General features: G+C 60.3%; 28 protein-coding genes. 14 read left to right on the top strand and 14 right to left on the bottom strand.

What is annotated here, in order from left to right:
* Nucleotides 1-2: 2 nt before the first annotated feature.
* Nucleotides 3-974 carry a GlxA family transcriptional regulator gene (locus tag AC1DF8_RS03990; protein ID WP_477995021.1) on the bottom strand — a complete coding sequence of 324 codons (972 nt, stop codon included), beginning with the start codon at nucleotides 972-974 and terminating at the stop codon, nucleotides 3-5.
* A gap of 117 nt (nucleotides 975-1,091) precedes the next feature.
* Between AC1DF8_RS03990 and AC1DF8_RS03985 the strand changes: the two genes are divergently transcribed.
* Nucleotides 1,092-1,733: an HD domain-containing protein gene (locus AC1DF8_RS03985; RefSeq protein WP_477995020.1), complete on the top strand. Its 642-nt coding sequence runs from the start codon at nucleotides 1,092-1,094 to the stop codon at nucleotides 1,731-1,733.
* Between the two features lie 49 nt (nucleotides 1,734-1,782).
* On the opposite strand, the gene AC1DF8_RS03980 is transcribed toward AC1DF8_RS03985, so the two are convergent.
* Nucleotides 1,783-2,745, bottom strand: coding sequence for a hypothetical protein (locus AC1DF8_RS03980; RefSeq protein WP_477995019.1), 963 nt, complete (start codon nucleotides 2,743-2,745; stop codon nucleotides 1,783-1,785).
* 203 nt (nucleotides 2,746-2,948) lie between these two features.
* Between AC1DF8_RS03980 and AC1DF8_RS03975 the strand changes: the two genes are divergently transcribed.
* The 5 genes from AC1DF8_RS03975 (at nucleotide 2,949) to greA (ending at nucleotide 7,125) form a co-directional block, all read left to right on the top strand.
* Nucleotides 2,949-3,323 carry a YciI family protein gene (locus tag AC1DF8_RS03975; protein WP_003565644.1) on the top strand — a complete coding sequence of 125 codons (375 nt, stop codon included), beginning with the start codon at nucleotides 2,949-2,951 and terminating at the stop codon, nucleotides 3,321-3,323.
* The gene (locus AC1DF8_RS03970; protein WP_112543472.1) at nucleotides 3,320-4,579 is read left to right on the top strand and encodes an RNA polymerase sigma factor; all 1,260 of its coding nucleotides are present in this window, start codon (nucleotides 3,320-3,322) and stop codon (nucleotides 4,577-4,579) included. Before AC1DF8_RS03975 ends, AC1DF8_RS03970 begins: the two co-directional genes overlap by 4 nt.
* Before the next feature lie 181 nt (nucleotides 4,580-4,760).
* The gene (locus tag AC1DF8_RS03965) at nucleotides 4,761-5,822 is read left to right on the top strand and encodes an LLM class flavin-dependent oxidoreductase (protein WP_112972150.1); all 1,062 of its coding nucleotides are present in this window, start codon (nucleotides 4,761-4,763) and stop codon (nucleotides 5,820-5,822) included.
* Between the two features lie 39 nt (nucleotides 5,823-5,861).
* Nucleotides 5,862-6,611: a type I methionyl aminopeptidase gene (gene map / locus AC1DF8_RS03960; protein ID WP_112543474.1), complete on the top strand. Its 750-nt coding sequence runs from the start codon at nucleotides 5,862-5,864 to the stop codon at nucleotides 6,609-6,611.
* A 31-nt stretch (nucleotides 6,612-6,642) separates the two neighbouring features.
* The gene (gene greA, locus AC1DF8_RS03955; RefSeq protein WP_113147114.1) at nucleotides 6,643-7,125 is read left to right on the top strand and encodes a transcription elongation factor GreA; all 483 of its coding nucleotides are present in this window, start codon (nucleotides 6,643-6,645) and stop codon (nucleotides 7,123-7,125) included.
* Between the two features lie 54 nt (nucleotides 7,126-7,179).
* Here greA and AC1DF8_RS03950 read toward each other — a convergent pair whose 3' ends face one another.
* Nucleotides 7,180-7,578 carry a RidA family protein gene (locus AC1DF8_RS03950; protein WP_112543476.1) on the bottom strand — a complete coding sequence of 133 codons (399 nt, stop codon included), beginning with the start codon at nucleotides 7,576-7,578 and terminating at the stop codon, nucleotides 7,180-7,182.
* Between the two features lie 189 nt (nucleotides 7,579-7,767).
* Between AC1DF8_RS03950 and AC1DF8_RS03945 the strand changes: the two genes are divergently transcribed.
* Complete coding sequence (locus AC1DF8_RS03945; protein WP_113147115.1) at nucleotides 7,768-8,358, top strand: TetR/AcrR family transcriptional regulator; 591 nt, start codon at nucleotides 7,768-7,770, stop codon at nucleotides 8,356-8,358.
* Between the two features lie 44 nt (nucleotides 8,359-8,402).
* Here AC1DF8_RS03945 and AC1DF8_RS03940 read toward each other — a convergent pair whose 3' ends face one another.
* A complete protein-coding gene (locus AC1DF8_RS03940) occupies nucleotides 8,403-9,008 on the bottom strand; it encodes a PadR family transcriptional regulator (RefSeq protein ID WP_113147116.1) in 606 nt (201 codons plus the stop codon).
* A 136-nt stretch (nucleotides 9,009-9,144) separates the two neighbouring features.
* On the opposite strand from AC1DF8_RS03940, the gene AC1DF8_RS03935 reads away from it, so the two are divergent.
* Both AC1DF8_RS03935 and sbmA read left to right on the top strand, forming a co-directional pair.
* Nucleotides 9,145-10,350 carry a YbfB/YjiJ family MFS transporter gene (locus tag AC1DF8_RS03935; RefSeq protein ID WP_477995018.1) on the top strand — a complete coding sequence of 402 codons (1,206 nt, stop codon included), beginning with the start codon at nucleotides 9,145-9,147 and terminating at the stop codon, nucleotides 10,348-10,350.
* A 123-nt stretch (nucleotides 10,351-10,473) separates the two neighbouring features.
* A complete protein-coding gene (sbmA, locus tag AC1DF8_RS03930) occupies nucleotides 10,474-11,739 on the top strand; it encodes a peptide antibiotic transporter SbmA (protein ID WP_112972154.1) in 1,266 nt (421 codons plus the stop codon).
* Between the two features lie 63 nt (nucleotides 11,740-11,802).
* On the opposite strand, the gene AC1DF8_RS03925 is transcribed toward sbmA, so the two are convergent.
* Both AC1DF8_RS03925 and AC1DF8_RS03920 read right to left on the bottom strand, forming a co-directional pair.
* Nucleotides 11,803-12,336 (bottom strand): PAS domain-containing protein, encoded by a 534-nt coding sequence (locus AC1DF8_RS03925; RefSeq protein WP_477995017.1) that lies wholly within the window; start codon nucleotides 12,334-12,336, stop codon nucleotides 11,803-11,805.
* Nucleotides 12,337-12,451: 115 nt separating this feature from the next.
* Complete coding sequence (locus AC1DF8_RS03920) at nucleotides 12,452-13,441, bottom strand: polysaccharide deacetylase family protein (RefSeq protein ID WP_112972259.1); 990 nt, start codon at nucleotides 13,439-13,441, stop codon at nucleotides 12,452-12,454.
* Nucleotides 13,442-13,569: 128 nt separating this feature from the next.
* Here AC1DF8_RS03920 and AC1DF8_RS03915 point away from each other — a divergent pair, with 128 nt between their 5' ends.
* The 3 genes from AC1DF8_RS03915 (at nucleotide 13,570) to der (ending at nucleotide 16,392) form a co-directional block, all read left to right on the top strand.
* Nucleotides 13,570-14,166, top strand: coding sequence for an NnrU family protein (locus AC1DF8_RS03915; protein ID WP_113201914.1), 597 nt, complete (start codon nucleotides 13,570-13,572; stop codon nucleotides 14,164-14,166).
* A 101-nt stretch (nucleotides 14,167-14,267) separates the two neighbouring features.
* Nucleotides 14,268-14,951 (top strand): tetratricopeptide repeat protein, encoded by a 684-nt coding sequence (locus tag AC1DF8_RS03910; protein ID WP_112543483.1) that lies wholly within the window; start codon nucleotides 14,268-14,270, stop codon nucleotides 14,949-14,951.
* Between the two features lie 16 nt (nucleotides 14,952-14,967).
* Entirely contained in the window at nucleotides 14,968-16,392 is a 1,425-nt protein-coding gene (der, locus tag AC1DF8_RS03905; protein ID WP_113201913.1) for a ribosome biogenesis GTPase Der, read from the top strand.
* Between the two features lie 57 nt (nucleotides 16,393-16,449).
* Here der and AC1DF8_RS03900 read toward each other — a convergent pair whose 3' ends face one another.
* Nucleotides 16,450-16,887 (bottom strand): MarR family winged helix-turn-helix transcriptional regulator, encoded by a 438-nt coding sequence (locus AC1DF8_RS03900; protein ID WP_477995016.1) that lies wholly within the window; start codon nucleotides 16,885-16,887, stop codon nucleotides 16,450-16,452.
* A 163-nt stretch (nucleotides 16,888-17,050) separates the two neighbouring features.
* On the opposite strand from AC1DF8_RS03900, the gene AC1DF8_RS03895 reads away from it, so the two are divergent.
* Nucleotides 17,051-18,064 (top strand): alpha/beta hydrolase, encoded by a 1,014-nt coding sequence (locus AC1DF8_RS03895; protein ID WP_477995015.1) that lies wholly within the window; start codon nucleotides 17,051-17,053, stop codon nucleotides 18,062-18,064.
* Nucleotides 18,065-18,067: 3 nt separating this feature from the next.
* On the opposite strand, the gene AC1DF8_RS03890 is transcribed toward AC1DF8_RS03895, so the two are convergent.
* Both AC1DF8_RS03890 and AC1DF8_RS03885 read right to left on the bottom strand, forming a co-directional pair.
* Nucleotides 18,068-19,252 carry a glycosyltransferase family 4 protein gene (locus AC1DF8_RS03890; RefSeq protein WP_113115305.1) on the bottom strand — a complete coding sequence of 395 codons (1,185 nt, stop codon included), beginning with the start codon at nucleotides 19,250-19,252 and terminating at the stop codon, nucleotides 18,068-18,070.
* A gap of 246 nt (nucleotides 19,253-19,498) precedes the next feature.
* Nucleotides 19,499-20,539, bottom strand: a complete 1,041-nt coding sequence (locus AC1DF8_RS03885) for a glutamine synthetase beta-grasp domain-containing protein (RefSeq protein WP_477995014.1) — start codon at nucleotides 20,537-20,539, stop codon at nucleotides 19,499-19,501.
* 426 nt (nucleotides 20,540-20,965) lie between these two features.
* On the opposite strand from AC1DF8_RS03885, the gene AC1DF8_RS03880 reads away from it, so the two are divergent.
* Nucleotides 20,966-21,154 (top strand): DUF2735 domain-containing protein, encoded by a 189-nt coding sequence (locus tag AC1DF8_RS03880; RefSeq protein WP_477995013.1) that lies wholly within the window; start codon nucleotides 20,966-20,968, stop codon nucleotides 21,152-21,154.
* Between the two features lie 89 nt (nucleotides 21,155-21,243).
* Here the strand turns inward: AC1DF8_RS03880 and AC1DF8_RS03875 are convergent, their stop codons facing one another.
* The 5 genes from AC1DF8_RS03875 to AC1DF8_RS03855 form a co-directional block, all read right to left on the bottom strand.
* Nucleotides 21,244-22,155: a sugar kinase gene (locus tag AC1DF8_RS03875; protein WP_113147117.1), complete on the bottom strand. Its 912-nt coding sequence runs from the start codon at nucleotides 22,153-22,155 to the stop codon at nucleotides 21,244-21,246.
* A gap of 114 nt (nucleotides 22,156-22,269) precedes the next feature.
* The gene (locus AC1DF8_RS03870) at nucleotides 22,270-23,256 is read right to left on the bottom strand and encodes an ABC transporter ATP-binding protein (protein ID WP_112972161.1); all 987 of its coding nucleotides are present in this window, start codon (nucleotides 23,254-23,256) and stop codon (nucleotides 22,270-22,272) included.
* Nucleotides 23,249-24,268, bottom strand: coding sequence for an ABC transporter ATP-binding protein (locus AC1DF8_RS03865; RefSeq protein WP_112543492.1), 1,020 nt, complete (start codon nucleotides 24,266-24,268; stop codon nucleotides 23,249-23,251). The genes AC1DF8_RS03870 and AC1DF8_RS03865 overlap by 8 nt, the downstream gene beginning before the upstream one ends.
* Before the next feature lies 1 nt (nucleotide 24,269).
* Nucleotides 24,270-25,187 carry an ABC transporter permease subunit gene (locus AC1DF8_RS03860; protein ID WP_113208124.1) on the bottom strand — a complete coding sequence of 306 codons (918 nt, stop codon included), beginning with the start codon at nucleotides 25,185-25,187 and terminating at the stop codon, nucleotides 24,270-24,272.
* Complete coding sequence (locus tag AC1DF8_RS03855; protein ID WP_112543494.1) at nucleotides 25,184-26,107, bottom strand: ABC transporter permease subunit; 924 nt, start codon at nucleotides 26,105-26,107, stop codon at nucleotides 25,184-25,186. Before AC1DF8_RS03855 ends, AC1DF8_RS03860 begins: the two co-directional genes overlap by 4 nt.
* Nucleotides 26,108-26,136: the final 29 nt, after the last annotated feature.

Genomic DNA, 26,136 nt, shown 5'->3' with positions numbered 1-26,136 from the left:
GCTCAACTCACCGGGCTCATGTGTGCATATTGCTTGCGGTATTCCGCAGGCGTGACGCCGAGATGGCGCGTGAAGGCGCGGCGCAAGGTGTCGTCATCGGCAAAGCCGCATTCGCTGGCTACCTGTTTCGGTACATGGCCGCTTTCGAGCAGCCGGCGGGCGGCGGCGATGCGTGTGGATTCGACCCAGGCTGCCGGCGTCATGCCAACCTCGTCGCGGAAGAGCCGGGCGAAATGCCGCGGGCTGAGTTCCATCCGGCGGGCGAGTTCGGCGACGCTATGGTCGGCAGCGGGATTGGCGGCGATCCAGCGCTGTACTTCCTGAAGGGCCGAGCGTCCGGCAGGAGCAGCTTCGCCCTTTCGGCTGAACTGCATCTGGCCACCGGAGCGCTTGAAGAACATGACGAGCTGGGCTGCGATACGCATCGCCACGTCACGGGCGAGGTCCTCTTCGACAAGGGAGAGGGCAAGATCCAGTCCCGCTGTGACGCCGGCAGCGGTTCTCAACTCTCCGTCGGCCACATGGATCGCGTCCTCCTCCACCGTCACGCCGGGATAGGCCTGTCTCAACCTCTCTGCGACGGCCCAGTGCGTGGTTACCCGGCGGCCCTCCAGCAGGCCGGCGGCTGCGAGCAGGAATGCGCCGCTGCAGACCGAGCCGTAACGGCGGGCGCCGGGGCCGGCCTTGCCGAGCCATGCCAGAAGCTTTGCATCATGCTCGATTTCAGCTGCATTGGGACAGCCGGCGACAAGCAGCGTATCGAGCGGGCCGGTCTCGTCCTCGATCGTATAGTCGGCGATCAGGCGGATGCCGGAGGAACTGCGGATATGCCCGTGCGTGGTGGCGATGACGACGGGGCGATAGACTTGCCTGCCACTCTGCAGATTGGCTTCGGCGAAAACATCGAGGGGGCCGGAAACGTCCAGAAGCTGGACGCCGGGAACTGCAAGGATGGCGATGGTCCTGGGCTTCATCTGACGGCCTCATGTCCGCAGCGGAATGGTTTTGGCAGAAAATGACGGATAGCGTCGATTGCTGACATATCCAGCCGCTTTTACGCTCCTTGGCATCCACCATCAAGGAGAAAGACGATGACATTGACGATCGGCGGCATCAGCATTCCCGACAGCAAGCTGGCACGCGACATTACCGAACTTGTCAGGGACACGGAATCGCCGCTGCTCTTTCATCATTCCAGCCGGGTCTATTATTTCGGTGCGCTCTCGGGCCAACGCCGCGGCTTGAACTTTGACCCGGAACTGCTTTATGCCGGAGCCATGTTCCATGACATGGGGCTGATGCACCAGCATAGTTCGGAGCACGAGCGCTTCGAGGTCGACGGCGCCAATGCCGCTCGTGACTTCCTGAAAAGCTACGGCATCTCGCAGGTCGATATCGACACCGTCTGGACGGCAATCGCGCTGCATACGACACCCGGCATTCCGAAGCACATGCATCCGGTCGTGGCCCTGGTGACGGCAGGCGTGGAGATGGATGTACTCGGCATCAACTATCACGGCTTCGGTGATGCCGATCGCGAAGCGGTGGTGCACGCCCATCCGCGCACGCCGCATTTCAAGGAGGATATCATCCAGACTTTCTATGACGGCATCAAGCACAAGCCGGAAACGACCTTCGGTAATGTGAAGGCGGATGTGATAGCCGACAAGGAACCGCATTTCCACAGGGGTAATTTCTGCAGCGTGATCCGCAATTCGGCCTGGGGCGGCTAAGCCCCAGGGGGCGGTGGCAGGCGACTTGGTAACCGCCTGCCTGTTATCGTCATTTCTTCAGCCAGGGCGTTGCCGTGCTCCAGAAGATCACGTCGGCGCCGAGATAGTCCTCTGCGAAGGCAGTGAACTCTTCCTTGGTGAAGGGCTTCCTGGTCGCGGGGTTTCTATAGGTGAGCGTCGGCTCCTGCACGGCAAGGCCGACATAGGAGAGCTTGCCCTTGTACTTGTTGAAGAAGGGGTAGGAGTTCTTCATCTGCGCCTTGCGGTTCGGTACGATGTCAGGGCCGCCGAGGCCGACATTGTGCTTCGCCGCAAAATCGAAGAGGCGGCCCATGTAATTATGGTCGTTCTCCCATTCGCAGGGCCAGAAGTTCACATATTGCACGACGAGCGACTTTTCGAAGGCCTCGCGGGCGAAGGCGAGGTTTTCCATCTCGGCCGAGAAATAGGCATCGCAGGAAAAGCCCTTCGGCTCATGCTTCGGGTCGAGATCGATGGAGGTTTCCGGCAGGTTGATGCCATAGACCTGGCCGTCGAATTTTTCGGCAAGTGCCTTCAACAGCGCCTGATAGCGAGCTCGAACGGCCGGGTTCCATTGCTGGGCGACCCAGCCGGAACCGACCGGCTTGTTTTCGCCGGGATTGTCGAATTGCGGGGTCAGGCCGCAATCATATTCCGGTTCGGTCAGCATATAGTCAGGGATGTTGCGCGCCTTCGGATTGAAGAAGCGATCCTGCACCTGGATGAACATCTTCTTGTTCAGGCTTTTGGCGATGGCCAGGTCCTGCTCGATCGCCGAAAAATCATACTGACCTTTTGCCGTTTCCAGGCTCTTCCAGGCATAGACGACCTGTACGCCGCCGATATCGGGCCGGGCGAGTTTCGCCTTTGCAGCGGCGAGGTCGCCGGCGCCCATATAGAGAAAATTTTCAGGGGCGGAGGCGGCGTGGGCAGCCTGCGTCGACAATACGAGAGTGGCAAGTGCTGCGAGAAGTTTCTGAGATTTGTTCACGGGGCTCTCGAATGGAAAGGTGATGGAAGCGCCGACAGCTCTCAGGGCCAAATCAGGCAACTCAATGGCGTGGATTTCGAAGCCCTGTCACAGGCTAACTGCAGCGCTTCGATCAGATTTACTGATTTTCCTATTCGTAATTTTTTGATGCGGCCTGTCGGCCAAACGGTTACTCCTTCGTCATTCGGAAAGAGGAGTTACCGATGCTTTACGCAATCCTTTGCTACGCCAACGAGGAAACCGTTTTTGCCTGGACCGAGGAGGAAGAGGCTGCCGTCATGGGAAATCTGCATGCCGTGATCGAGCCGCTCGCCGCTGCCGGCAAGCTTGGCCCGACCGGCCGGCTGATGCCGACGACGGCCGCAGCGACCGTGCGCAAGGGCAGGGACGAGGCCTTCGTTGTCGATGGTCCGTTTGCGGAAACGAAAGAGGCGCTTCTCGGCTTCTATACGGTTGATTTCGAAACGCTGGATGAGGCGATCGCCTTCTCGAAACAGCTTTCGGCGGTCAATCCGGGTTCCACCTCTTACGAAATTCGGCCGTTCTACACCTTCAGGCCGGGAGAGATCGCATCATGACAGACATTGCCTGGATCGACCTCGCGCTTGCCTCGGCCCGGCCGAAGGCTCTTGGCGCTCTGCTGCGCTATTTCCGCAATCTCGATACTGCGGAAGAGGCGTTTCAGGAGGCGTGCCTGAGGGCGATCCGGACCTGGCCGGAAAAAGGGCCGCCGCGCGACCCGACGGCCTGGCTGATCTTCGTTGGTCGCAACAGCGGCATCGATGCGGTGCGCAAGCGGGCGAAAATCCAGGCCTTGCCGGATGAGGATCAGATTTCAGACAAGGAGGACGCCGAAAGCGATATTGCCGATCGGCTGGACGATTCCCATTATCGCGACGATATCCTCCGGCTGCTCTTCATCTGCTGCCATCCGGACCTGCCGGCCACCCAGCAGATCGCGCTGGCGCTGCGCATCGTTTCCGGCCTGTCGGTGACACAGATCGCGCGTGCGTTCCTCGTCTCCGAAAGCGCCATGGAGCAGCGCATCACACGGGCCAAGGCGCGTGTGGCGAAAGCCGGTGTGCCCTTCGAGACGCCGAGCCCGCAGGAGAGGGCGGAGCGGCTGGTGATCGTCAGTACGATGATCTATCTGATCTTCAACGAGGGCTACAGTCAGGCGGATCCGGAACAGGAGGCGGCTGCCTTCAGCGACGAGGCGATCCGGCTGGCGCGGCTGATGCTGCATATCTTCCCCGCCGAACCGGAACTCATGGGGCTGCTTTCCCTCATGCTTTTGCAGATTTCCCGCCGGCAGGCACGCTTCAGCGCCGAAGATGAGATCGTGTTGCTCGAGGATCAGGACCGTTCGCTCTGGAACCAGCCCCTGATCAACGAAGCGCTGGCTCTGCTCGACAAGGCGCTACGTCACCGCAAGCCCGGCCCCTATCAGCTCCAGGCAGCAATTGCGGCCGTCCATTCCCGTGCAAAACGCGCCGCGGATACCGACTGGGTGGAAATCGATCTGCTCTACCGCGCGCTGGAGCGCGTCCAGCCTTCACCGGTGGTGACGCTCAACCGGGCGGTCGTGGTCTCAAAGCTGAATGGACCGCAGGAGGCGCTCGATCTCATCGAACCGCTGGGCGAGAAGCTCGACGGCTACTTCTATTATCACGGCCTGCGCGGCAACCTGCTGAAGCAGCTTGGCCGTATCGCGCCGGCCCGCATTGCCTTCGACCGCGCCATCGCGCTTGCCCATTCCGCAGCGGAAGCTGCCCATATCCGCCGGCAGATCGACAAGATGCAGGAAGAAGCGGCGCAGCCGGCGGCGAAATAAGCTGTACCTTCATGGGATGCCGCCCGCGACTTTCGGGGCACGGGCGTGGAAATCATCGATCCGTGGCGGGCATCGGCCTGACGCAGCTATCAACTTTGTCGAACAATCCGTTCCAGAATTTCCGTTTGCTCCGAGCCCTGCCGGACCTTATCTCAGGCGCAAGTTAAACAGGATACCGACCATGGAACTGGGCCTTTATACATTCGCGGACGTCAACCCCAATCCGTCCCGCAGCAAGGGCGTGGAAGCGGCCGAGCGGATCAAGCATCTGATCGAGGAGATCGAGCTTGCCGATCAGGTAGGGCTCGATGTCTTCGGGCTCGGCGAACATCATCGGCCTGACTATGTGGCATCGGCGCCGGTGGTGGCGCTTGCGGCGGCTGCGGCGAAGACGAAGAACATCCGTCTCAGCAGCGCCGTCACAGTTCTTTCCTCCGACGATCCGGTGCGGGTGTTCCAGCAGTTTGCGACGCTGGACCTGATTTCCAACGGGCGCGCCGAGATCATGGCGGGGCGGGGCTCCTTCATCGAATCCTTCCCGCTCTTCGGCTACAATCTCGAAGATTATGATCAGCTCTTCGAAGAGAAGCTCGATCTTCTTCTGGCTCTGCGCGACAGCGAGATCATCAACTGGCAGGGCGAACTGCGCGCGCCGATCAATGGGCGCGGCGTCTATCCGCGGCCGCTGCAGGATCCGCTGCCTTTGTGGATTGCCGTCGGCGGCACGCCGCAGTCCGTGGCGCGTGCCGGCGCGCTCGGTCTGCCGGTCGCGCTTGCCATCATCGGCGGCGAATACCCGCGCTTTGCGCCACTCTTCGACCTCTATCGGGAAGCCGCCCGCCGGGCAGGGCAGGATGCGGCAAAGCTGAAGACCAGCATCAATGTGCATGGTTTCATCGCCGATACGACCGAGGCGGCGGCAGACCAGTTTTACGGTCCGCAGGCTGAAGTGATGAACCGCATCGGCCGCGAGCGCGGCTGGGGTCCGACGAGCCGGGCGCATTTCGACATGTCGCGCGGCCCGACCGGCAATCTCTTCCTTGGCGATCCGGAACTCGTGGCCGAGAAGATCGTTGCTGCACACAAGGTTTTCCGCAACGATCGCTTCCTGCTGCAGATGGCGATCGGCCTGATGCCGCATGATCAGGTCATGCGCGGCATCGAGCTCTACGGGACAAAAGTGGCGCCGATCGTCAGAAAGGCATTGACTGAAACTTCCGAAGGCGCGAAAGCCACCGCCTGACGAAGAGCCTGTCGCTCTCGGCAAAGCCGGAACGTGTCTATGGTTATCGAGAACGACGAAGAACTTTCCAAGCTCAAAGAGATCGGCCGTATTTGCGCCAATGCCATCCAGGTCATGGCGGCAGCGATGGAACCGGGCATGACGACGCTGGAGCTCGACCAGATCGGCCGCAAAGTTCTGGAAGACGCCGGTGCGCGCTCGGCACCCGAATTCTGTTACCAGTTTCCGGGTGCGACCTGCATCAGCGTCAACGAAGAAATCGCCCACGGCATTCCCGGCCCGCGTGTCATTCGTCCCGGTGATCTCGTCAATATCGACGTTTCGGCGGAAAAGGACGGCTTCTTTGCGGATACCGGCGCCTCCTTCGCCGTGCCGCCGGTCGCATCCCGCATCGAGAGGCTCTGCCGGGACGGCAGACGGGCGCTCTGGGTGGGTCTGAACCAGATCAAGGCGGGCGAGCCGCTGGCGAAGATCGGCAATGCCGTCGGCGCCTTCGCACAGAAGAACCGCTACACGCTCGTTGCCAATCTCGCGAGCCACGGCGTCGGCCGCTCGCTGCACGAGGAACCGGCCGAACTTTCCACCTGGCCTGATCCTTCAGAACGGCGCATGATGACGGAAGGCCTCGTCTTTACCGTCGAGCCTTTTCTTTCGCTTGGTGCCACGTGGGCTGAAGGCGGCGATGATGCCTGGACGCTTTACGCCGATCCCAAGGCCCCGACAGTGCAATACGAACATACGGTCGTTGCGACCCGCAACGGACCGATCATTCTGACATTGGCGGCTTGAGGGGGATTTCCCCTCGCTGTTGGAGGTCGAGATGGCAGTTGCCTTCACCAAGGAAGAGAGTGCCGAAACCGCAGCGGAAACGCTGCTACCCGACCGCGCGATTTCGCCTCATCCAAATCTCGTGACGGAGGCCGGGCTGAAAGCTCTCGAACTGCAAATGCAGGAAGCGCGCCAGGCCTATGAGGCGGCAAGTACGATCGAGGACGTCAACGAACGGCGGCGGCAGCAAGCAAATCCTCTGCGTGATCTGCGCTATTTCGTCGAGCGCCTTCGCACGGCCCAGCCTGTTCCGGCCCCGACATCGACGGCGACGGTCGCCTTCGGAAGCACTGTCACCTTCAGCCGTGACGATGGGCGCGTCCAGACATATCGTATCGTGGGAGAGGATGAAGCCGATCCGAAAGCCGGATCGATTTCCTATGTCGCGCCGGTCGCCCGGGTTCTCACGGGCAAGGCCGTCGGCGATATCGCTGTCGTCGGCGACCAGGAACTCGAAATCATCGAGATTTCCTGACCGCCGCACGCGTTTCCGGCGTCGCGCTCAATTCACTGCTTTTGAGAGGGCCGGTCAGGCAGCCTGAGGAAGGCGAGCAATGACCTTGATTTCGAAATCAAAGCCCGCCAGCCAGTTCACGCCGACGGCCGTCCAGTTCGGATAGGGCGCTTCGCCGATTTCCTTGAAGCGAATATCGGAGATCACGGGCCATTGCGCGGCAGGATCGGTGTGGAAGGACGTGATGTCGACAACGTCGTCGAAACTGCAGCCGGCGGCCTTCAGCACGGCTTTCAGATTATCGAAGGCAAGCTGTACCTGCTTTGCGAAATCGGGTTCGGGCGAGCCGTCTTCACGGCTGCCGACCTGGCCGGAGACGAAGAGAAGGTCACCGGAGCGGATCGCCGCTGAATAGCGGTTGATCTCATAGAGAGCCTGCCGGCCGGCGGGAAAGATTGCTTCGCGTTTGGTCATTGCTTTTCTCCTGTTCAGGCAAAAGGGTGCCTTTCGCCGGGCATTTGCTCGTCGATGGCGACGAGGATTTGTGGGTATGGCCAGCCCATTCCGGAGCAATTGATATACGCTCCGTATGTGGATATAATCAGAGATACGACGCGTATGTCAATACACATACGGTCCGTATGTGTATTTTGGGAGATAGTGATGGTCGCAAAGACCCGGGCGCAGATGATGGAGAAGACGCGGGCGAAGCTCATCCAGGCGGGCCGAAAAGCCTTTGCAGTCAAGGGCTACGCGGCTGCTTCCATGGACGATCTGACCGCCGATGTGGGGCTGACACGCGGGGCGCTCTACCACAATTTTGGTGACAAGAAGGGCTTGCTGCAGGCCGTGATCGACCAGATCGACGGCGAGATGGGGGAGCGGTTGCGTATCGAGCGGGATCGTGCCGAGACGACCTGGCTCGGGTTGCTGGCGGAATATACCGCCTATATCGAAATGGCTCTGGAGCCGGAAATCCAGCGCATCATGCTGCTCGATGGGCCGGCGGTGCTCGGCGATCCCTCGCAGTGGCCCAGTCAGAATGCGTGCCTTCGAACGACAACCCAGACAATTCAGGCGCTGATCGATGAGGGCACCGTCAAGCCCGTCGATGCGGAAGCTGCCGCGCGCTTGCTCAACGGCGCGTCGCTTAGCGCTGCTCTCTGGATCGCCGCCGTGGAAGACCCGCACAGCCTTCTCGCCAAGGTCGTCGAGGCCTTTCGCGATCTTGCGAGTGGCCTGCTGAAGACCTGACACCGACGAGGCGGCGGTTCACGCCGCCAATCGTCGATATGGCCTCAATCCCGTTGCGGCTCGGTCTTGCCGCCCTGCAGGATTTCCATGGCAGCGCGCTCCAAAATTCCGGAAATCCTGGCTGCTTCGCTTGCCGACCAGGGATGGCGCATGCGCAGTGCCGAACGCAGCAATTGACGGGCGGCGCGGACACTGCCGTCGTCGCGGCCGAAGTCGTCGTCCTCCTCGTCGCGCCGGCGCCGTCCACCGCCGCCTCCCTGCTGCTGCTCCGGGTCGAACATGCGGTTGACGAAGGCCATGCCCTCGGCAATGCGCTCCAGCTTGGCAAGTGCCTGGTCGATCATGGCACGGTTTTCTTCCACCTTCTGGCGGCCGGCATCGGTGATCTTGTAGAGCTTCTTTGTCCCGTCGTTCTCCACTTCCGCCAGTCCTGTTTCCTCCAGATAGGTCAGCGCCGGATAGATGACGCCCGGGCTCGGGACATAAAAGCCGCCGGAGCGCTCCTCCAGCGTCTTGATCAGTTCATAACCGTGGCTGGGACGCTCTTCCAGCAGCGCCAGCAGGATCGTCTGCAATTCGCCCGCGGAAAACCTGCGGCCCATTCCCATGCGCATGGCCTCGCCGACGAAGCCGCCTCGAAAACCTCTCATAACGAACTCCTTTGTGTTCAGATGTATCGCACTATGTCGTAAAACATATATCGTAAGATATGTCGTTCAAGGGGCGGTGCCAAAAATCTGTTCGCGAAATTGAAGAAGCCATCAGAATTACTCACTTGAGACGACCATGTTGCGGCGCGATAAAAGTGGCATGTTGGCTCCCAATAACGACCGTCCGGTCAATCTCTTCACCACAGCGCTGGCAGGCGCCGTCGCCATGGCGGCGGCCATGGGTTTCGGGCGCTTTTCCTTCACGCCGATCCTGCCGGGCATGATGGCCGGCGTGCCGCTATCGGCGGCCGATGCCGGTTTCATCGCCTCCGCGAATTTCGTTGGTTATCTCGTCGGTGCGGTTCTCGGCGCCTATGGCTGGGCGGCAGGGCGCGAGCGGCTGGTGGCGCTTCTTTCCCTCCTTGCGACCGCGATCCTGCTGGCTGCCATGGCGGCAACGGAATCTGTCCTGGTCTTTGCGGTCATCCGGTTCCTTGCAGGCGTGGCGAGCGCCTTCACCTTGGTCTTCACGTCTGCAATCGTGCTGAGCCACGGGGCTGTCGCAGGCAACGATCATGTCCAGGCCGCGCATTTCGGCGGGCCGGGGGCGGGGATTGCGATTTCTTCCGTTATGGTGCTTGCGCTCGGCTATGTCTTTGACGACGCGGCCGGCGGCTGGCGCGCGGACTGGATCGGTGGCGCGCTCTTCTGCCTCGTCAGCTTAGGTGTGGCCTGGGCCTTGCTGCCGAAGGGGCCGGTGCATACGGGCCAGGCGAAGGAACCAGCGCTTGTCTGGAACCGGCCGATGGTGCTGCTGACGCTCTCTTACGGCTCCTTCGGCTTCGGCTATGTCATCACCGCAACCTTCCTCGTCGCCATCGCCCGCATGAGCGCCTCAGGGCCGATCGTCGAATTTCTCTGCTGGTTCATTGCCGGGCTGACGGCAACGGTAGCGCTGTTCATCTGGAAACCTTTCGTGCGGCTGCTCGGACTTGGCGGCGTCTATGTCGCGGCTCTCATCATCGAAGCGATCGGCGTGCTTGCGACAGTAGCGCTGCCGCATTCGGTGGCGCCGCTCATCGGCGGCGCACTGTTCGGGGCGACCTTCCTTGCTATCACTGCCTATGGTTTGCAGATCGGCCGCCGGCTCTCGCCCGATAGCCCGCGCCGCATTCTCGCGCTGATGACAGCCGCCTTCGGCGTCGGCCAGATCATCGGGCCTGTCGTCGCCGGCTGGATCGCGCAGGTAACGGGAAATTTCGTGCTGCCGACCATTATTGCCGCGGTTGTGCTGGTTTTCTGCGCGGCTCTCGTCATGCCTGTGATGAAGAAAATCCCTTAAGTGGTTACAAGTGCGTAACAATGGCTTGAGCCCATTGCCGCTTTCTTCGAACTGCCTTAATTTCCGGGCAATCAGTGGTTCGCCACTCTTCCGTGACTCCAGTTCAGGAAAGCAAAACCTCCCGTGTTTCATTCCTTCTTTCCCCAGCCAAAGGCGTTCTTTACTTCGCTCGTAGTCTGGACGCTGGCCGCAATTTTCGGCTGGTATTTCTTCGCCGCCGGTCTCGGTGCTTCACTTGGTTTTACGGCGGTTCCCGAAGAGCAGCAGCCGATCGATCTCTCGTTCTTTCTGCTGCCGGAAAATCTCTGGTTTTACGGATACTTCCTTTTAGCGGCTCTGATCTTTTGCGGTTTCTGGCATCTGAAGGCACTCAGCCATCCGTGGAAGATGTGGTCCATCTGGGGCTCGGCGCTGATCATCTTCGTGACCTATTTTGGCGTGCAGATCACTGTCGTCATCAACAACTGGCGCCGGCCGTTCGGCGATCTGCTGCAAAATGCGCTGACGAAAAAGCCGGGTATCACCGTCGAGAATTTCTACGACCTATTTCTGATCTTCGCGCAAATCGCCTTCCTCAGCATGCTCGTGTCGATCCTGACCGACTTTTTCACCAGCCACTACATCTTCCGCTGGCGAACGGCGATGAACAATTTCTACATGGCCAATTGGGAAAAGCTTCGTCATATCGAAGGCGCATCTCAGCGCGTACAGGAAGATACGATGCGCTTTTCCCAGACATTAGAAGGGCTCGGCATCAACCTGATCAATTCAGTGATGACGCTGGTCGTCTTCTTGCCGATCATGCTGGCGCTGTCGCATTACGTGACAAGCCTGCCGTTTCTCGGTGAAGTGCCGAACTCTCTCTTCTGGTTAGCCATCTTCTGGTCGGCTTTCGGTACCGTTCTGCTGGCTTTCGCGGGTATCAAGCTGCCTGGCTTGAACTTCAAGAACCAGCGCGTAGAGGCGGCCTATCGCAAAGAGTTGGTCTATGGCGAGGATCATGCCGACCGAGCACAGCCGCCGACGATGCAGGAGTTGTTCTCAAGAGTGCGAAGAAATTATTTCACGCTCTATTTTCACTATCTGTATTTCAATGTTGCCCGCTCGTTCTATCTGCAGGCCGACAATCTTTTCGTCTATTTCTTTATGGCACCGACCATCGTTGCCGGCGCCATCACCTACGGTATCTTCCAGCAGATCGCGACGGCTTTTGGACAGGTCAGCAATTCCTTCCAGTATCTCGTCAACTCCTGGACGACGATCATCGAACTGCTGTCCATCCACAAGCGTCTCAAGGCCTTTGAGGCGGCGATCGACGACGAGCCGTTGCCGGATATCGACCAGCGCTATCTCGAGCGCGAGGCCGGTGTCGTACATGTCGACGGCTGACGCGGAATGAAAAAGGGCCACCGCTGCGGTGGCCCTTCTTTTTTATCATCTCCTCAAGAACTGTCAGTTCGGGCGCGTGCAGCCCGTATTTTTCCAGTCCATAGCCATCAGGGCTTCCACGATATGGTCGGCCACGGCCATGTTGCCCTCCTTGATGGCGATGTCATATGCGGCCAGGCAATGATCGAGCAGCGGTGTCGCCGCAGCAGGGGCCTCCTCGGGGAGCGGAAAGATGATTCCGCCGTAAAGAGACGGGACGCCGTTCTTGTCGCGGAAGCATCGCCCGAATGCCATGACCTGCTGGAAGACGCCGTTGGCGCGACGGACCCGGTAGCGCTGTTGCTCCGGCTCCTGTGTGAGGATCGTATCACGGATGACTTTGGCGGCGGCGGGTTGATCGTCCGGATGGATGCGGGCGACATAGGTTTCGAGCGGCAGGCCGCTTGCCGTTTCCGCGGCGTCGAGTCCGAAGATTTCGGCGACTGCTCCGTCGCCATAGAGCAGGTTGGCAACGATATCCCAGGTAAAAAAGCCGGTTTCGCAGACCGGAAATTCGTCTTTGTCGGCCAGGCACTCCAGGTTTTCTATAAAGGTCATGACGTCACCTCCCCATGCTTGCAGCACGTTTGAGGCAATGTTTATCGAAGTGTAGCCGCGATGCAATCAATACGTGCGGTTGTTTTTGATATCCAGAGGTTTTAAGCGAAGAAGCTTACAACCCGGATGTCTCCTGCAGCTTGCCGCGGGCCTTGATCATCGGAATTGCGTCGGAATAGCTGACACAGGCAACATCTGATCTGTGGCAAACGTCGCTGACCAGCCTGTCGAGCGCGCGCCAGTAGGCGCCACCGTTCATTTCCACAAAGTGGAAGCCGAGCTGCAGGGGGATGCGGCTGCCTGCATATTGCTTGTCGAAGGCTTCCTTGAACGCCGCATAGGCGCGCTCTTCGAAAGCGGCGCTGTCGGCTGCATCTTCCTCGCCCTTGGAGTGACGCACGAAGAGATTGTAATCCATTCCGATGATCGGCTTCTCGCCCGGGCCCTCCGGAATGAGCGGCAAGCCGAAGCGTATGATACCGTCTTCATCAACCGGCAGGGCCGGGCCTTTGGTGACGAGGCTTGCGTCATAGGTAAAGCCGGCCTTCTTTTCGGCCGCGATCATGTCGGCACCGCCGCCGGTCGAAAGGTAGGGGGCGCGAAAGCCGCTGATGCCGCGATCGACGAGATCCTGCCAGCCTGCCGGCTCCTGCAGGCCGACGCTTTTCCAGGCGTTCTTCAGCGTGGTCTTGAAAGTCGCATATTCGGCTGACCAGTCCGCTTCGCTCCATTGGCGGCCGTCGAAATGGCCGCAGGCATGACTGGAAATATCATGGCCCTCGAGGTGGGCGTGCCAGATATTGCCGAGCCGCTCGCGGATTTCGTCATCGCTCTGCGCGAAGCCGACATTGGATCTTCCGCGTTTCTGATGAGGCGCCTGGTAGGCCTGCTTCGCTTCCTGATTCATCAAAAAGGTACAGGAGAGGAAATAGGTGAAATGGGCGCCGTTCTTTGCCGCCATCTCGCGGCTCTTTTGCCAGAGCGCGTTGTCGTGTGCGCCGTCAAAGGAAATGATGACAAGCTGCTTCGGCTTGTCGGCGGCGCCGGCGACAGCAGGAAAAAACAGGGAGAGGGCGAGGGACGCAGAAAAAATGGAACGAAACATGGGCACCGCGACAATTTGCATTGCGGTTTTCCTGTTACAGAAATGCGGCGAAGCTGCGGTCTCGCTGGCATTTTTCATCTTGTGCCGGTAATCCATGGCTGACCAAGAAACGGGAAAACAAGATCACCATGGCTCTGCTCGTCCTCAGTCTTATTCTCTTCCTCGGCCTGCACCTGATCCGCGTCGTCGTGCCGGGCTTCCGGCAGGCGATGATCGACAGGGTCGGCAAGCCGGCCTGGATCGCCTTTCATGCGATTGCGAGCATCCTGACGCTGATCTTCGTGATCTATGCCTTCGGGGCGGCACGCAGAGAGCCGATCGGCATGCTCTACAATCCGCCCATGGGTATGGCGCATCTCACCGTCACCCTGATGCTGATTGCGGTAATCTGTCTCGTCGCTGGTTTCCTGCCGGCCGGTTACATCAAGACGAAGACGAAACATCCGATCGTATTGTCGGTGAAAATCTGGGCGCTGGCCCATCTCCTGTCGAATGGCGAGGCCTATTCGGTGCTGCTCTTTGCGGCATTCCTTGCCTGGGGTGTGGTGCTGCGCATTTCGCTGAAGCGGCGCCAGCGCCGCGGCGAGATAACGCTGCCGGCTTTCGTTTCGGCCAAATATGACGTCTATGCCGTCATCATCGGCGTGGTGGTCTGGGCGCTGATGATCTGGCGCGTTCACGAATGGCTGATCGGCGTTGCACCACTACCGATGCTTGCTTCGTGACGATTCTGCGATATCCCCCTTACAACGGCCGCAAAATGGAGTAGAAGGCCCGACAATGTGCGTTTTGCACTGTGTATGGGTATCCGCGGCCGGAGACGAGAATGGCATTCAACGACGACAGCTTCATTCGTGAAGTCAACGAGGAACTGCGTTCCGACCAGATGAAGGGCGCAGTGCGCCGGTTTGGCCGCTATATCATTGCCATTGCTGTTCTTATCGTCCTCGGAACCATCGGCAAGGTCGCCTATGAATATTGGGACAATAACGCGTCCTCCGGCGCCGGCGACCAGTTCCTGGCGGCGATGAAGCTTGCCGACGAGAACAAGACCGACGAGGCGCTTGCCGCACTCGATAAACTGGAGAAGGAAGGCCATGGCGCCTATCCGGTTCTGGCGCGTATGCGTGCTGCGACCGTCCAGGCCCAGAAGGGCGACAATGCCGGTGCCATCGCCTCGTTCCAGGAGATAGCCAAGGACAAGTCCGTTCCGGCTGCCGTGCAGGATGCCGCCAAGATGCGCGCCGGCTGGCTGCTGATCGAGAACGGCACCTACGACCAGGTTTCTGCTGCTGTCGAGGAAATGGCCGTCCCGGGCAACGCCTTCCGCCACTCGGCGCGCGAGGCGCTTGGTCTTGCCGCTTACAAGGCCGGCAACATGGCGCAGGCGCGCCAGTGGTTCCAGGCTATCGTTGACGATCCGGACAGCCCGCGCGCTGTTGGCAATCGTGCTCATATGATGCTTGATCTCATCACCGCATCCGGCAAGGCGCCCGCCGCGCAGGGTTAAGGCTTAAGGGAAAAGAATGAGTTTTACGGTCGCCATCGTCGGACGCCCGAATGTCGGCAAGTCGACGCTTTTCAACCGTCTGGTTGGGAAGAAGCTAGCGCTTGTCGATGACACGCCGGGTGTGACGCGTGACCGCCGGCCGGGTGACGCGCGTCTTGTCGATCTGCGCTTCACGATCATCGATACAGCGGGTCTGGAAGAGGCGACCGACGAAAGCCTGCAGGGCCGCATGCGCCAGCAGACCGAAGCGGCGATCGACGAAGCCGACCTTTCGCTCTTCATCGTCGATGCCAAGACGGGACTGACGCCTGTTGATACGGCTCTCGGCGAGATGCTGCGCCGACGCGGAAGGCCCGTCGTGCTCGTTGCCAACAAATCCGAAGCGCGCGGGTCCGATAGCGGTTTCTACGACGCCTTTTCGCTCGGGCTTGGCGAACCGGTGGCGATCTCAGCCGAACACGGGCAGGGCATGCTCGATCTGCGCGATGCCATCGTCGCGGCAGTCGGCGAGGATATTGCCTTTCCGCCGAAGGATGATGTCGCGGTCACCGATGTCGATCTGCCGCAGTCATCAGGCGAGGAGGACGAGGAAGACGAAGAACCCGTCTACGATGACAGCAAGCCGCTGCGTGTCGCGATCGTCGGCCGCCCCAATGCCGGCAAGTCGACACTCATCAATCGTTTCCTCGGCGAGGACCGGCTGCTGACCGGCCCGGAGGCCGGCATCACGCGTGATTCCATCTCCGTGGAGTGGGAATGGCGCGGCCGCACGATCAAGATGTTCGATACGGCAGGCATGCGCCGCAAGGCCAAGGTGATTGAAAAGCTCGAAAAGCTTTCGGTCGCCGATGCGCTGCGCGCCATTCGTTTTGCCGAGACCGTGGTTATCGTCTTCGACGCGACGATCCCGTTCGAGAAGCAGGATCTCCATATTGTCGATCTCGTGCTGCGCGAAGGACGCGCGGCCGTGCTCGCCTTCAACAAGTGGGACATGATCGAGGACCGCCAGGCGGTGCTGGCGGACCTGCGCGAAAAGACCGACCGGCTCTTGCCGCAGGCACGCGGCATCCGCGCCGTTCCGATCTCCGGCCAGACAGGCTGGGGGCTCGACAAGCTCATGCAGTCGATCATCGACACGGATCGTGTCTGGAACAAGCGCATTTCCACCGCCAAGCTCAATCGCTGGCTGGAGCAGCAGCAGGTGCAGCACCCGCCACCGGCCGTTTCCGGTCGCCGTATCAAGCTTAAATACATGACGCAGGTAAAGGCCCGTCCGCCGGCCTTCATGGTGTCCTGCACCCGCTCGGATGCGCTGCCGGAATCCTATACGCGCTACCTGATCAACGGGCTGCGTGCGGATTTCGATATGCCGAGCGTACCGATCCGGATCCATTACCGCTCGCCGGACAATCCCTTTGAGGGGAAGAAGAAGCGGACTTAGCGCGTTTTCCAGCGTTGCCGCGCAAGCCGGGATGAGCTTGCCCGAGCAGGCGTGGCGTCAGGATGCGCTCTTGTTCAGGGCTTCCCGCAGTGCGACGATCTCTGCCTGCAGTCGCGCGAGCTGGTCGGCGTTGCGGCCGCTTGCGTCGATGATGCAGCCCGGCACGGTCTCTGCCCTTTCCTTCAGCCGCTTGCCTTCCTCCGTCAGTCGCAGCACGACGACGCGCTCGTCCTGCTTGCTGCGTTCGCGGTGGATGTAGCCGGCCATTTCCAGGCGCTTCAGAAGAGGAGTCAGCGTGCTCGATTCCAGGAAGAGCTTTTCGCCAAGGCCGCCGACGGTCTGGCCGTCCTCTTCCCACAGGCAGACCATCGCCAGATATTGCGGGTAGGTGAGGCCGAGCTCGTCGAGCAGAGGCTTGTAGGCACGATTGAAGGCGTGGCTGGCCGTATAGACGGCAAAGCAGATGAAAGTGTCGAGTTTCAGCTGGTCTGACATGGCTCAATCTCCGGAACCCGCGGATATTACATCGTGCGATAAATAATCGTATCCGCTTTTAGTGCATGGCAGCTATGCGATAATTTATATCGTATGATAAATAATCGTGTGCGATATTAAAAGCGTGTTCAGGACGAACGCAACGAACCAAGAGGATACGACAATGTCTGGCATCAAGACCGCAGTTTCCGCAGCAGCAATCCTGGCAGCTTCCGCAGCCGGAGCGTTTGCCGATCCGGTGCTCGAACCGACAACGCAGAAATTCATCGATAGCCTGGCCGGCTCCAAGCCGATCTACACGTTCTCGCCTGCCGATGCCCGCAACATTCTCGCCGGTGCCCAGAAGGGTGACGTGAAGAAGCTCGCGGCCCAGGAAGAAGACAAGGTTATCAAGGTTGGTCCGACCGGCAGCGTCAAGCTGCGCATCATCCGCCCGGAGGGCGCCAAGGGCACGCTGCCTGTCGTCATATATTTCCACGGCGGCGGCTGGGTGCTGGGTGATGCCGATACGCATGACCGGCTGGTGCGCGAGATCGCCAATGGCGCACAGGCTGCCGTTGTCTTCGTCGATTATGACCGTTCGCCGGAAGCCCGTTATCCTGTTGCCATCGAACAGGCTTACGCCGCGACCAAATATGTCGCCGAGCACGCGAAGGAATTCCGCGTCGATGCCAGCCGCTTCGCCGTCGCCGGCGATAGCGTCGGCGGCAATATGACGGCTGCGGTGACGCTGCTCGCCAAGGAGCGCGGCGGACCTGCCATCGACCAGCAGGTGCTGTTCTACCCCGTCACCGACGCCAATTTCGATACCGGTTCTTACAACCAGTTCGCCAACGGCCCGTGGCTGACCAAGGAAGCGATGAAGTGGTTCTGGAATGCTTATTTGCCTGACGAGGCCAAGCGCAAGGAACCGACCGCTTCACCGCTTCAGGCCTCGCTCGAGCAGCTGAACGGCTTGCCGCCGGCGCTTGTCATCGTCGATGAAAATGACGTGCTTCGTGACGAAGGCGAGGCCTATGCCCGCAAGCTGTCCCAGGCAGGCGTAAAGGTCACATCGATCCGCTTTAATGGCACGATCCACGACTTCGTGCTCTTGAATGCAATTGCCGAAACGCCCGCTGTCCGCAGCGCAATTTCAGTGGCCAACGACACGCTGCGGGCCGCCCTTCACAAGTAAGGCTCAATCAGATGATGGAAGAGGCCCGGCGCTATCGCCGGGCTTTCTGCTTCTTGGAAGGGACTTGGTGGCATATTGCCACGCTTTCTTCCACTTTGGCGTGATGACGCCATTGGCGGCGCGGATATTGTTGATGAACTGTAGTGTGGCTGCTTCCCAGGAATATTGCATGGCAAGCTCGCGCGCCTTCTCCCGCGAGCCCGACAGAGCGGCCAGGCAGGCAGTCTGCAGGTTCTCGTTGAGTGCGCCGACAAGGCTTTCTTCGCCGATGATGTCCAGCGGGCCAGTGACGGGATAGGCCGCGACGGGGACGCCTGAGGCCAGCGCTTCCAGAATGGTATTGCCGAACGTATCCGTCAGCGACGGGAAGACGAAAACATCGGCCTGGGCATAGGCTTTTGCCAGTTCCTCACCGAATTTCACGCCGGTAAAATGCACATTCGGATAGCGCTCTGCCAGCTCGGCGCGCGCCGGGCCGTCACCGACCACCACCTTCGAACCGGGCAGGTCGAGATCGAGGAAAGCCGGCAGGTTCTTTTCCAGCGCCACGCGGCCGACTGTCATGAAGATCGGGCGGGCAAGGCCGAACGGTTTTTCTTCCAGCGGCATCGGATGGAACTGGGTGGCATCGATGCCACGGCTCCACGGCATGAGGTTCTTGATACCCTTTGCGGAGAGCTCGCGGGCGAGGCTCGGGGTCGCGACCATGCAGCCGGCGCCACCATTGTGAAACCAGCGCACGAAGGCGTAGAGCCAGCTTGCGGGGATGGGCAGCCGGGCCGAGACATATTCGGGAAAACGGGTGTGATAGCTGGTGGAGAAAGGCATGCGCTTGCGAAGGCACCAGCGGCGCGCCGTCAGTCCCAGCGGGCCTTCCGTCGCGATGTGAACATAGGAAGGCTTGTGCTTTTCGATCTCGCGGGCAACGCGGCTGTACCAGGCGATCGACAGGCGGATTTCGGGATAGGTGGGGCAGGGGATGCTGGCGAAACGCTCCGGCGTCACCATCGAGACTTCAACGCCCATCCTGGCGAGTTCCCGATTCGTATTCTCAATCGAGCGGACGACCCCGTTGACCTGCGGGTGCCAGGCGTCAGTCACGATCACCAGCCGCTCCGGCACGGCTCCAGCGGCCGCGGCACTAGCCCAGCTTTCGCCGCTATATGAATTTGACGGACGTTGCAGCATGCTTCCATTTCCATCAGCGTCGCTTGGTTCTGGCAACGCACCACCCCTGGCGGGGTTCCGGAATGGCGATTCCCGCTTATCTATTTTGGCGGAAGTGCATGATGGAAATATTACAGCCCTCTGCGAGTATATACAGGGCTTTATGGCAGGAGAAACCGGCCAATTATGTCAGCGATGGATCGCCTTTGGGCGCTTTGCCTTGAAAAAGGAACGGCGCCGACGGGGAGGTCGGCGCCGCAGTAAAACTTAGGCTGCAGCCGAAGCGAAGCCGGAGGTCGGAACTTCCGAGATCGTCTTCAGAACCTGCGAGGCGATCTGATAGGGGCAGCCCTGGGAGTTCGGGCGGCGATCTTCGAGATAGCCCTTGTAGTCGTTCTTGACGAACGAGTGCGGAACGCGGATCGAGGCACCACGGTCGGCAACGCCGTAGGAGAACTTGTTCCACGGAGCCGTCTCGTGCTTGCCGGTCAGGCGCTTGTCGTTGTCAGGGCCGTAAACGTTGATGTGGTCCATCAGGTTCTTGTCGAACTGGGCCATCAGCGCTTCGAAATAGGCCTTGCCGCCAACTTCGCGCATGAACTTTGTCGAGAAGTTGCAATGCATGCCCGAACCGTTCCAGTCGGTGTCGCCGAGCGGCTTGCAATGATACTCGATGTCGATGCCGTACTTTTCGGTCAGGCGCTGCAGGAGGTAGCGCGCCATCCAGATCTGGTCGGCGGCCTTCTTGGAGCCCTTGCCGAAAATCTGGAATTCCCACTGGCCCTTGGCCACTTCGGCATTGATGCCTTCGTGGTTGATGCCGGCAGCGAGGCAGAGATCGAGATGCTCTTCGACGATTTCGCGGGCAATCGAGCCGACATTCGAATAGCCGACTCCGGTGTAGTAGGGGCCCTGCGGAGCCGGATAGCCGGTCTCGGGGAAGCCGAGCGGACGGCCGTTTTCGTAGAAGAAATATTCCTGTTCGAAGCCGAACCACGCGTCCTCATCGTCGAGGATCGTGGCGCGGGCGTTGCTTGCATGCGGCGTGACGCCATCTGGCATCATGACTTCGCACATGACGAGCACGCCGTTGGTGCGGGCCGGATCCGGATAGATGGCAACCGGCTTCAACACGCAATCAGAGCTGCGGCCTTCGGCCTGCATCGTCGACGAACCGTCGAAGCCCCAGAGCGGGAGCTGTTCGAGCGTCGGGAAATTTTCGAATTCCTTGACCTGAGTCTTGCCACGCAGGTTCGGTACCGGAGTGTACCCATCGAGCCAAATGTACTCGAGCTTATACTTTGTCATCGCGTCTCTCTCTGCTGCGAACTTGAGCAATCCTGAGGCAAGGGCGCAAGCGCGCGCCCTCTCGCCAGGGGATGCCTATTCTAAAGCACGTAGCGTGCCAGTTCGGACAGCTGACATAAAAAATTTACGAATCACCGTGTTGCAGGCGTTTGCGAGAGAGGTTTCCGGCCCGCGAGGCGATGAGGGTTCGCGGCTATCGTCCTTGGCAGAGGCCATTTAAGAGGCAGGAACCAGATCAAAATTCCGGCGTTGTCAGCAATGGATGAAGTTTTGACCAAATCAGCAGGGCCTTAATCAGCAAATGCCGCGTCGAGCGTTTATAATTGCGACATTGCATCTATTTTGTGCAATTTGCATAAACTATGTGCATTGTGCTATTGTAGCGACCGTGAATGTTGATAGGCCGAGCTAAAGAAAGGCTATCTCATGGCAATCGATTTCCATCGCGAATCCGCGACGATCTACCAGTTTCCGATCAAGGCCGTTCAGGCCTCGAACCGCTTCGAGCGCTTTCGGATGATGGAGCGTGAGGCTGCCGGAGTGTGCGATGCGCTCGACAGCTGCTGGTATCACGATGAGGCCGTCCGCATCGACGACAAGAAGCCCAATTCCTGATCTGACGATCGATATGATTGACCGCTGAGGCGGGGGCGAGCCTGCGCGGGCCGCTTGATCAAGCGACATGCGCAGGCTTCAACCTGATGTCAAAGGCCGAGCTTTTCCTTCGGCACCAGTGCGCCATGTTCGCTGACCACGCGAGCGGCGATTTTAGCCCCAAAGCGGGCGGCTGCCGGGGCGTCCCGGTTCTCCAGATAATGGGCAAGGAATGCGCCGTTGAAGCTGTCGCCGGCGCTTGTCGTGTCGACGACTTTTTCAACCTTTTCTGCCGGCACATGGGTTTTGTCGTTGGCGAAGCTCAGCGTTGCACCTTCCGCACCGTTCTTGACGACGACGTGCGAGGCGCCGAGTGCAAGATAGCGTTCAATGGTGGCGTCGATGGAGGCGTCGCCGAAATGGGCAACCTCGTCGTCGAAGCTCGGCATGACCAGCGAGGAAGCGCGGCCGCCTTCGCTGATCGTCGTGTGCATCACATCGTAGCTCGACCAGAGGCGGGGACGGATGTTTGGATCGAAGACGACAAATTTGCCGACTGCCTTGGCGCGACGGATTTCTGCAAGCAGCGTGTCGGCGTCGTCATGGGAGAGGATGGCGAGCGTAATGCCGGAGAAATAGACGACGTCAGCACTTTCCACTGCCTCACGCAGGCGATCAGGATCGGTGGCAAGGCTGCGGGCGGCGGAACTGTCGCGCCAGTAGCTGAAGGAGCGTTCGCCGTTCCTGAGATTGATCATGTAGAGGCCGGGCGTCTTGCCCTTGATGCGGCGGATGAGACCGGTGCCGACGCCGGCCTTGTCCATGAAAGCTGCCATTTCGTCGGACATCGGATCATCGCCGAGCGCGGTGAAATAGTCGACCGACCAGGCGGGCGGCAGGCAGGCGCGAGCATACCATGCGGTGTTGAAAGTGTCGCCGGCAAAGCCCTTGCGCAGCAGGCCTTCACCGGCCTGCGAGAGCTCCACCATGCATTCGCCGATCGATAGAAACCGTCCGCTCAAGCTTTCCTCCCGGATTTTTTCTGCTCTTGCGGATACGCGAAGAGGCGGGAGGAGACAAGTCAAGGAGAGTTGAAAGTCCATCGCCCCGAGGGCGGGGCGATGGAGAATATCATGTCAGGGCCGGTCCATATGATAGCAAGCGGCCGTCTGGCCGGGACGAACCAGTTCCGTCGGCGGCATTTCGGTGCGACAGACGTCGGTCGCCTTCCAGCAGCGCGGCGAGAAGACACAGCCCTTCGGCGGGTTGAGCGGCGAGGGCGGGTCTCCCTGCAGGCGGATGCGGCTGCGCAGGCGCGCGAGCTTCGGATCCGGGATCGGGGCCGCGGAGAACAGCGCCTGCGTATAGGGGTGGGCCGGATGTTCGAAGACGGTGGCGCAATCGCCGGCTTCGACCACCTTGCCCAGATAGAGAACCAGCACGTCATCGGAGATCAGGCGCACGACCGAGAGGTCGTGGCTGATGAAGATCAGCGTCAGCCCAAACTCCTTGCGCAGCTTGCGAAGCAGCGTGATGACCTGACCCTGGATCGACACGTCGAGAGCCGATACCGGCTCGTCGCAGATGATGAGCTTCGGCTTGGTGACGACGGCGCGGGCAATGCCGATACGTTGCGCCTGACCGCCCGAAAATTCGTGCGGGTAGCGGTTGATCATCTCCGGCACCAGGCCGACGGCGGTCATGATCTCGCGCACGCGGTCGAGACGCTGGGCCTTCGAAAGCTTCGGTTCGAAGACGGTGAGCGGCTCGGCGATGATGTCGCCGACCGTCATGCGCGGGTCGAGCGAGGCAATCGGATCCTGGAAGATGATCTGCATGTCGCGGCGTGCGGCACGCATTTCCTCATCCGACAGGTCGAGCAGGTTGCGGCCCTGCCAGAGAATACGGCCTTTCTGCGACTTCAGGAGACGCAAGATCGAGCGGCCGAGCGTCGACTTGCCGCACCCGGATTCGCCGACGATGCCAAGCGTGCGGCCTTCGGCGAGATCGAAGCTGACATTGTTGACGGCCGTCAGCATCAGCGGCGGCTTGAAGAAGGATTTCGAGGGGATCTCGAACTGGGTCGTCAGGTTCTCGACCCTCAGAAGCGAGCGTTCAGCCATGGACCAGCAACTCCTCGCGGCGGGGGAAGGGGTGGAAGCAGGCGGCACAGTGGTTTGCCCCCTGCTGTTGAAGCTGCGGCGGGCGGTCGATGCAATCGTCCTGAACCTGCGAGCAGCGCGGCGAGAAATTGCAGCCCTTCGGCAGGTGCTGCAGGTTCGGCGGGCGGCCGGGGATGACGACGAGGTCGTCGACATCCTGATCCGGGCGCGGGATCGAAGCGTGCAGGGCTGCGGTATAGGGGTGCGCCGGGTTCTCGAAGAGTTCGTCGACCGGGGCCTCCTCGACGATACGGCCGGCATACATGACGGCCACCTTGTCGGCGAGACCGGCCACGACGCCGAGGTCGTGGGTGATCATGATCAGCGCCGTGTTCATCTCTGCCGTCAGATCATTGAAGAGATCGAGGATCTGCGCCTGGATGGTCACGTCGAGCGCTGTCGTCGGCTCGTCGGCGATCAGAAGCTTCGGCTTCGTTAGCAGCGCCATGGCAATGACGATACGCTGGCGCATGCCGCCCGAAAGCTCGTGCGGATAAAGGCCGAAACGGCGCGTCGGGTCGGGAATGCCGACACGCTTCAGCATGTCGAGAGCCGCAGCCGATGCCGCCTTGGCCGTGAAGCCGCGGTGGATTTCAAGCTGTTCCGTCAGTTGCCGGGAAATCCGCAGCGACGGGTTGAGTGCCGTCATCGGATCCTGGAAGACCATGGCCATGTCCTTGCCGCGGACATGGTCGAGCTCGCGCGGTTTCAGCGCCAGCACGTCCTTGCCTTCGAGCAGGGCCTGGCCGGTGGTCCTGCCGTTCTTGGCAAGCAGGCCCATGACGCCGAGAAAGGTCTGGCTCTTGCCGGAACCGGATTCGCCGACGATGGCGATGCGCTCGCCGCGGCGGACCGTCAGGTTCATGTTGGAGACCGCCTTCACCTGGCCCTCGGGGGTCTCGAAGGTGATCGAATAGTCCTTCAGTTCGAGAAGGGTATCCTGCTGTTTTTCTTTTTTATTTTCCTGGGTCATCCTATCGATCCTTCGGGTCGAATGCGTCGCGCAGCCCGTCGCCGATGAACAGAAGGCTGAGGAGCAGGGCCACAAGGAAGCTTGCCGGGAAGACCAGCAGCCAGGGCATGCTTTCCATGGCGTCGGTGCCTTCGGCAATGAGGGTGCCGAGCGAGGTCAGGGGTTCCTGCACGCCGAAGCCGAGATAGGAGAGGAAGCTCTCGGTCGCGATGATCTCAGGTACGGTCAGCGCCGCGAAGATGACGACGGGGCCGACGAGATTCGGGATGATGTGCTTGGTGATGATCTTGAAGGGTTTCTGACCGGAGGCGCGCGCGGCTTCCACGAATTCGCGGTGTTTGAGCGACAGGGTCTGGCCGCGCACGATGCGGGCCATGGTCAGCCATTCGAGCGCACCGATCGCCGCAAAGAGCAGGTAAACATTGCGACCGAAGATCACCATCAGCAGGATGACGAAGAGGATGTAGGGAAGCGCGTACATGATGTCGACGAAGCGCATCATGATCGAGTCCAGCCTGCCGCCGATATAGCCGGAAACGGCGCCATAGAGCACGCCGATGACGACGGAGACGAGCGTGGCCGTCAGCGCCACGGCAAGCGAAACGCGCGTGCCGTAGAGCACACGGGCGAGCAGGTCGCGACCGTTCGGGTCAGTGCCGAAATAATGGCCGCTTTCTAAGGACGGAGGCGCGCGGAAGGCGGCCCAATCCGGGTCTTCATAATTGAAGGGGATGAAGTTCGGGCCGAGGAAGGCTACGATGATAAGCAGAACCAGCACGCCGATCGAGATGACGGCTGCCTTGTTGCGCGAGAGGCGGCGCAGTGCATCCTTGGTCAGCGAGCGGCCTTCCGGAGACAGGCCTTCCGCTTCCAGCAGTTCGGCTGCGAGCAGCTCCCTTTTTGCGGGATTGAGGATCATCTGTTTCTCACTTTCGGATCCAGCCAGGCATAGGCGATGTCGACCAGAAGGTTCAGGAACACGATCAGCACCATGTAGAAGATGACCGTACCGAGAACCATGCCGTAATCGCGGTTCAGCGCTGCGTTGACGAAATAGCGACCGATGCCGGGCAATCCGAAGATGCTTTCGACAACCAGCGAGCCGGTGAGAAGATAACTTGCCGCCGGTCCGAGATAGGACACGACGGGCATCATGGCGGGTTTCAGCGCGTGGCGCATGACCGTCAGACGCGGGCCGATCCCCTTGGCCTTGGCAGTGCGGATGAAGTTCTGGTTCATCACCTCGATCATAGAGCCTCGGGTGATGCGCGAGATGCGGCCGGCATGCGGCAGCGCCAGAACGAAGATCGGCAGGACGAGATATTTGATCGAGCCATCACCCCAGCCGCCGACCGGAAACCACGCGAGATGGATGCCGAAGACGAGCTGCATGATGGGCGCGATCAGGAAGTTCGGCAGCACGACGCCCACCAGAATGAGAGCACTCAGAATATAGTCCGGTGCCTTGTTCTGATAGAGCGCCCCAAGACAGCCGACGGCGACGCCGACGATGATGGCGATCAGGAAGGCAGCCGTACCGATGGTGAAGGTGTAGGGCAGACCGATCGCGATCTGCTGGGCGACAGTGAAATCCTCGCTCGCGAAGGAGGGGCCGAGGTCGCCGTGCAGGAGATCACCAACGTAGATCAGGTACTGCTGGATGAGCGGTTTATCCAGATTGTAGTGAACCGCGAGGTTTTTCAGGATCACCGGCGGCAATGGCCTTTCGCCATCGAAGGGGCCGCCGGGGGCGAGGCGCAAAACGAAAAAGCAAGCTGTGACGGCGATCCACAGGACGGGGATCGTCGACAGCAATCGACGGAGTGCATATTTGATCATGGGCGTGGAGCGGCTCTTCCCGGGTTGAC

Source organism: Rhizobium sp. 05N49 (genome assembly GCF_056396805.1).
Note: the sequence above shows the minus strand (reverse complement) of the source record. Positions and strands in the feature narration are given on the sequence as shown.

What these genes read in the sequence shown, in the direction of transcription:
- AC1DF8_RS03990 (WP_477995021.1), bottom strand. Translation starts at nt 974, where the DNA reads ATGAAGCCCAGGACCATCGCCATCCTTGCAGTTCCCGGCGTCCAGCTT.
- AC1DF8_RS03985 (WP_477995020.1), top strand. Translation starts at nt 1,092, where the DNA reads ATGACATTGACGATCGGCGGCATCAGCATTCCCGACAGCAAGCTGGCA.
- AC1DF8_RS03975 (WP_003565644.1), top strand. Translation starts at nt 2,949, where the DNA reads ATGCTTTACGCAATCCTTTGCTACGCCAACGAGGAAACCGTTTTTGCC.
- AC1DF8_RS03970 (WP_112543472.1), top strand. Translation starts at nt 3,320, where the DNA reads ATGACAGACATTGCCTGGATCGACCTCGCGCTTGCCTCGGCCCGGCCG.
- AC1DF8_RS03965 (WP_112972150.1), top strand. Translation starts at nt 4,761, where the DNA reads ATGGAACTGGGCCTTTATACATTCGCGGACGTCAACCCCAATCCGTCC.
- map (WP_112543474.1), top strand. Translation starts at nt 5,862, where the DNA reads ATGGTTATCGAGAACGACGAAGAACTTTCCAAGCTCAAAGAGATCGGC.
- greA (WP_113147114.1), top strand. Translation starts at nt 6,643, where the DNA reads ATGGCAGTTGCCTTCACCAAGGAAGAGAGTGCCGAAACCGCAGCGGAA.
- AC1DF8_RS03950 (WP_112543476.1), bottom strand. Translation starts at nt 7,578, where the DNA reads ATGACCAAACGCGAAGCAATCTTTCCCGCCGGCCGGCAGGCTCTCTAT.
- AC1DF8_RS03945 (WP_113147115.1), top strand. Translation starts at nt 7,768, where the DNA reads ATGGTCGCAAAGACCCGGGCGCAGATGATGGAGAAGACGCGGGCGAAG.
- AC1DF8_RS03940 (WP_113147116.1), bottom strand. Translation starts at nt 9,008, where the DNA reads ATGAGAGGTTTTCGAGGCGGCTTCGTCGGCGAGGCCATGCGCATGGGA.
- AC1DF8_RS03935 (WP_477995018.1), top strand. Translation starts at nt 9,145, where the DNA reads ATGTTGCGGCGCGATAAAAGTGGCATGTTGGCTCCCAATAACGACCGT.
- AC1DF8_RS03925 (WP_477995017.1), bottom strand. Translation starts at nt 12,336, where the DNA reads ATGACCTTTATAGAAAACCTGGAGTGCCTGGCCGACAAAGACGAATTT.
- AC1DF8_RS03920 (WP_112972259.1), bottom strand. Translation starts at nt 13,441, where the DNA reads ATGTTTCGTTCCATTTTTTCTGCGTCCCTCGCCCTCTCCCTGTTTTTT.
- AC1DF8_RS03915 (WP_113201914.1), top strand. Translation starts at nt 13,570, where the DNA reads ATGGCTCTGCTCGTCCTCAGTCTTATTCTCTTCCTCGGCCTGCACCTG.
- AC1DF8_RS03910 (WP_112543483.1), top strand. Translation starts at nt 14,268, where the DNA reads ATGGCATTCAACGACGACAGCTTCATTCGTGAAGTCAACGAGGAACTG.
- der (WP_113201913.1), top strand. Translation starts at nt 14,968, where the DNA reads ATGAGTTTTACGGTCGCCATCGTCGGACGCCCGAATGTCGGCAAGTCG.
- AC1DF8_RS03900 (WP_477995016.1), bottom strand. Translation starts at nt 16,887, where the DNA reads ATGTCAGACCAGCTGAAACTCGACACTTTCATCTGCTTTGCCGTCTAT.
- AC1DF8_RS03895 (WP_477995015.1), top strand. Translation starts at nt 17,051, where the DNA reads ATGTCTGGCATCAAGACCGCAGTTTCCGCAGCAGCAATCCTGGCAGCT.
- AC1DF8_RS03890 (WP_113115305.1), bottom strand. Translation starts at nt 19,252, where the DNA reads ATGCTGCAACGTCCGTCAAATTCATATAGCGGCGAAAGCTGGGCTAGT.
- AC1DF8_RS03885 (WP_477995014.1), bottom strand. Translation starts at nt 20,539, where the DNA reads ATGACAAAGTATAAGCTCGAGTACATTTGGCTCGATGGGTACACTCCG.
- AC1DF8_RS03880 (WP_477995013.1), top strand. Translation starts at nt 20,966, where the DNA reads ATGGCAATCGATTTCCATCGCGAATCCGCGACGATCTACCAGTTTCCG.
- AC1DF8_RS03870 (WP_112972161.1), bottom strand. Translation starts at nt 23,256, where the DNA reads ATGGCTGAACGCTCGCTTCTGAGGGTCGAGAACCTGACGACCCAGTTC.
- AC1DF8_RS03865 (WP_112543492.1), bottom strand. Translation starts at nt 24,268, where the DNA reads ATGACCCAGGAAAATAAAAAAGAAAAACAGCAGGATACCCTTCTCGAA.
- AC1DF8_RS03860 (WP_113208124.1), bottom strand. Translation starts at nt 25,187, where the DNA reads ATGATCCTCAATCCCGCAAAAAGGGAGCTGCTCGCAGCCGAACTGCTG.
- AC1DF8_RS03855 (WP_112543494.1), bottom strand. Translation starts at nt 26,107, where the DNA reads ATGATCAAATATGCACTCCGTCGATTGCTGTCGACGATCCCCGTCCTG.